The following is a 3,548-nucleotide window of genomic DNA, read 5'->3' as shown; positions in this document are numbered from 1 at the left end:
TGTAGATACCCCGATCTTTAGGACAGTTTCTCTACAAAACTAATATAATTCAAGCCGCTCTCTTAAATAGATCGATAGGTCTTTCATAGTCGATGGACTGGTGTCTTCTTTCATGGTTGTAATAATCAAAGTACTCTGCCAATAACAGATAAAGGTCCATACCGTCCCTTGGAGGGTTCAGGTATATCTTCTCGTATTTTACATTCCTCCATAGCCTTTCGATAAAGGCATTGTCCGTGGCCCTTCCCTTACCGTCCATGCTCAGGCGTATTCCCTGGCCCAAAACATAATTGGCGAACTCCTCGGCGGTGAACTGGCTCCCCTGGTCCGTATTGAGGATCTCAGGTGTCCCGTGCTCACCTATGGCCTCTTCCAATGTTTCCCTGCACCATTGGGCATCCATGGAATTGGACACGCTCCAGTTCAGGACATAGCGGCTGTGCAGGTCGATGATGGCCACCAGGTAGAGATATCCCTGTTGCATGGGGATATAGGTGATGTCGGTTGCCCATACCTGATTGGGCCTGTCAACTGTCAGGTTGCGTAGCAGGTAGGGATACGTTTTGTGGTCCTTGCACCTTCGGGAGGTGTGCTTTCCCGGAAGTACCGCCCTAAGCCCCATTACCTTGTAATAGAGCCGTTCGATCCGGTTCCTGCTCACTTTATAGCCTTTGTCTTTGGTCAGCCAGATGTGCATCCGCTTGGCCCCTTTGAAAGGGTGGTGGAGATAATGTTCGTCCATCTCCCGCATGAGCTTCAGGTTCAGTTCGGTCTCGCCCCTGGGCTTATAGTACAGCCCGGAACGATGGACCGACAATGTTTCGCATTGTTTTACAATGCTCATCTTGGAATGACCCTTGCGTATCATTTTTCTGCGTTCGGAGAGTGGTCTCAGCGCAAGGCGTCCTTTAAAAAATCGTTCTCGACCTTCAACTGGCCTATGGCCTTTAGAAGTTTGTCCTTCTCCCTTTCGGTCTCGCTGCGGGCATCCTTCTTGCCCGATTCGAACACCTGCTCGGCCCCATCGAGGAAATCGCGCTTCCATGCGCTGATCTGGGTCGGGTGTATCTCGTACTTCTGGGCAAGTTCGGCAAGGCTATGCCGCTCTTTCAAGGCTTCCAATACCACCTTGGTCTTGAACTTCGGGGTAAACTTTCTTCGTGTCATATTCAGTAAATTTAATGATTAAACTTACTGCCCTAATTTTTGGGGTATCTACATGTAATTCGAAATTTAGGCTTTGTTCTAGTTTTTTTAGAGAATCGATTAAGGTTGAATAGGGAATATATTTCAGTAATGGGTCTTTATTTGTTATGTCAGAAACCTTAATAAAAGACTTGGTACTAAAAATAGATTGTATTTCTACGGTCAACTTTTTTTGTAATTCATGTGGTTGTAACTCAGACCCAAAAGGAAGAATATGTCTAATACCTAACGATGGAGAACTTTTCTCCCAAATTGGCGTGGATTTGTATGCCCAACTTTTAATAATTCCTTTAACATCTTCAGAGGCACTGTCTTTATCGTGAATTTCAATAAGGTGGAACTGATTATTAACGAACCCAGATAATTTAGTACTAAGATAAGCTGAGAAACTTCCAGAACAAAGAACATTCAGGAGCCTTCCAGATTTTAACCGATGAGTATTTAACATTGGGACATGCTTATGACCATGAATTAAAAAATCAAAATTATGTTCATCTAAAACGTCAAAAAGCAATTCAGAATCAACCATTACACTAAAATCAATGTTTGGAACAGGATCAGAGTACTGAATAGGATGATGATGGATAAGACAAATTTTGATTTTGTCAGGAGCAGTTATTTTTTTTAGTTCATCATTCAGTTTTGAAATTGAGTCTCTATAAAACCTACCATAATGAGGTTGCGTAGTTGGTAAATCATCATATGCAGAATTTATACCAGCAACTATATAGTCATCCCTATCCCAAATATTGAAATAGGGGTTTTTAAATAATGACCCATTATTCATAATACCGGGAACAGAAAATATGGTATTTGTTGCGTCATCAAGACCTAGAAAGCGAAATTTTTTCTTCATTTCAAATTCTTCATCTGATAGCCCATTAAGTAAAGTCCAATCAACATCATGATTTCCTGGGACAATGAAAACATTTTTATTGTCTACGCCAAGTATGGCAGCAATATCTTTTAATAGTGAAACTCCAAATTGAGCTTCAGCATGTTTAGCTGTGTGGGTAAGATCACCTGGTACAAGTAAAGCATCTGCACTAATACTTTCTTCCAATAAAAAATTAAGAAAGGTATCTTTATAGTTATCATCTTCACCTGATTGTTCTGAAGAAATGTAGATACCCCAAAAATTAGGGCAGTAAGTTTAATCATTAAATTTACTGAATATGACACGAAGAAAGTTTACCCCGAAGTTCAAGACCAAGGTGGTATTGGAAGCCTTGAAAGAGCGGCATAGCCTTGCCGAACTTGCCCAGAAGTACGAGATACACCCGACCCAGATCAGCGCATGGAAGCGCGATTTCCTCGATGGGGCCGAGCAGGTGTTCGAATCGGGCAAGAAGGATGCCCGCAGCGAGACCGAAAGGGAGAAGGACAAACTTCTAAAGGCCATAGGCCAGTTGAAGGTCGAGAACGATTTTTTAAAGGACGCCTTGCGCTGAGACCACTCTCCGAACGCAGAAAAATGATACGCAAGGGTCATTCCAAGATGAGCATTGTAAAACAATGCGAAACATTGTCGGTCCATCGTTCCGGGCTGTACTATAAGCCCAGGGGCGAGACCGAACTGAACCTGAAGCTCATGCGGGAGATGGACGAACATTATCTCCACCACCCTTTCAAAGGGGCCAAGCGGATGCACATCTGGCTGACCAAAGACAAAGGCTATAAAGTGAGCAGGAACCGGATCGAACGGCTCTATTACAAGGTAATGGGGCTTAGGGCGGTACTTCCGGGAAAGCACACCTCCCGAAGGTGCAAGGACCACAAAACGTATCCCTACCTGCTACGCAACCTGACAGTTGACAGGCCCAATCAGGTATGGGCAACCGACATCACCTATATCCCCATGCAACAGGGATATCTCTACCTGGTGGCCATCATCGACCTGCACAGCCGCTATGTCCTGAACTGGAGCGTGTCCAATTCCATGGATGCCCAATGGTGCAGGGAAACATTGGAAGAGGCCATAGGTGAGCACGGGACACCTGAGATCCTCAATACGGACCAGGGGAGCCAGTTCACCGCCGAGGAGTTCGCCAATTATGTTTTGGGCCAGGGAATACGCCTGAGCATGGACGGTAAGGGAAGGGCCACGGACAATGCCTTTATCGAAAGGCTATGGAGGAATGTAAAATACGAGAAGATATACCTGAACCCTCCAAGGGACGGTATGGACCTTTATCTGTTATTGGCAGAGTACTTTGATTATTACAACCATGAAAGAAGACACCAGTCCATCGACTATGAAAGACCTATCGATCTATTTAAGAGAGCGGCTTGAATTATATTAGTTTTGTAGAGAAACTGTCCTAAAGATCGGGGTATCTACA

At 44.3% G+C, this 3,548-nt stretch carries 5 protein-coding genes; 2 read left to right on the top strand and 3 right to left on the bottom strand.

Annotation, left to right across the window (positions count from 1 at the left end; all coding sequences use genetic code 11):
- Nucleotides 1-49 precede the first annotated feature (49 nt).
- The 3 genes from EO132_RS06985 to EO132_RS06975 are packed head-to-tail and all read right to left on the bottom strand — an operon-like array spanning nucleotide 50 to nucleotide 2,269.
- Nucleotides 50-868 carry an IS3 family transposase gene (locus EO132_RS06985; protein WP_127136440.1) on the bottom strand — a complete coding sequence of 273 codons (819 nt, stop codon included), beginning with the start codon at nucleotides 866-868 and terminating at the stop codon, nucleotides 50-52.
- Between the two features lie 23 nt (nucleotides 869-891).
- Entirely contained in the window at nucleotides 892-1,167 is a 276-nt protein-coding gene (locus tag EO132_RS06980) for a transposase (RefSeq protein WP_072882405.1), read from the bottom strand.
- Nucleotides 1,097-2,269, bottom strand: coding sequence for a metallophosphoesterase family protein (locus EO132_RS06975; protein ID WP_164732291.1), 1,173 nt, complete (start codon nucleotides 2,267-2,269; stop codon nucleotides 1,097-1,099). Before EO132_RS06975 ends, EO132_RS06980 begins: the two co-directional genes overlap by 71 nt.
- 112 nt (nucleotides 2,270-2,381) lie before the next feature.
- On the opposite strand from EO132_RS06975, the gene EO132_RS06970 reads away from it, so the two are divergent.
- Together EO132_RS06970 and EO132_RS06965 are read left to right on the top strand one after the other, a co-directional pair.
- Nucleotides 2,382-2,657 (top strand): transposase, encoded by a 276-nt coding sequence (locus EO132_RS06970; RefSeq protein WP_072882405.1) that lies wholly within the window; start codon nucleotides 2,382-2,384, stop codon nucleotides 2,655-2,657.
- A 23-nt stretch (nucleotides 2,658-2,680) separates the two neighbouring features.
- Nucleotides 2,681-3,499, top strand: coding sequence for an IS3 family transposase (locus tag EO132_RS06965; protein ID WP_127136440.1), 819 nt, complete (start codon nucleotides 2,681-2,683; stop codon nucleotides 3,497-3,499).
- Nucleotides 3,500-3,548: the final 49 nt, after the last annotated feature.

The sequence above is a fragment of the Flagellimonas oceanensis genome, assembly GCF_003992595.1.
In the GTDB taxonomy this organism is placed as follows: Bacteria; Bacteroidota; Bacteroidia; order Flavobacteriales; family Flavobacteriaceae; genus Flagellimonas; species Flagellimonas oceanensis.
This window is presented reverse-complemented; position numbering and strand designations above follow the sequence as displayed.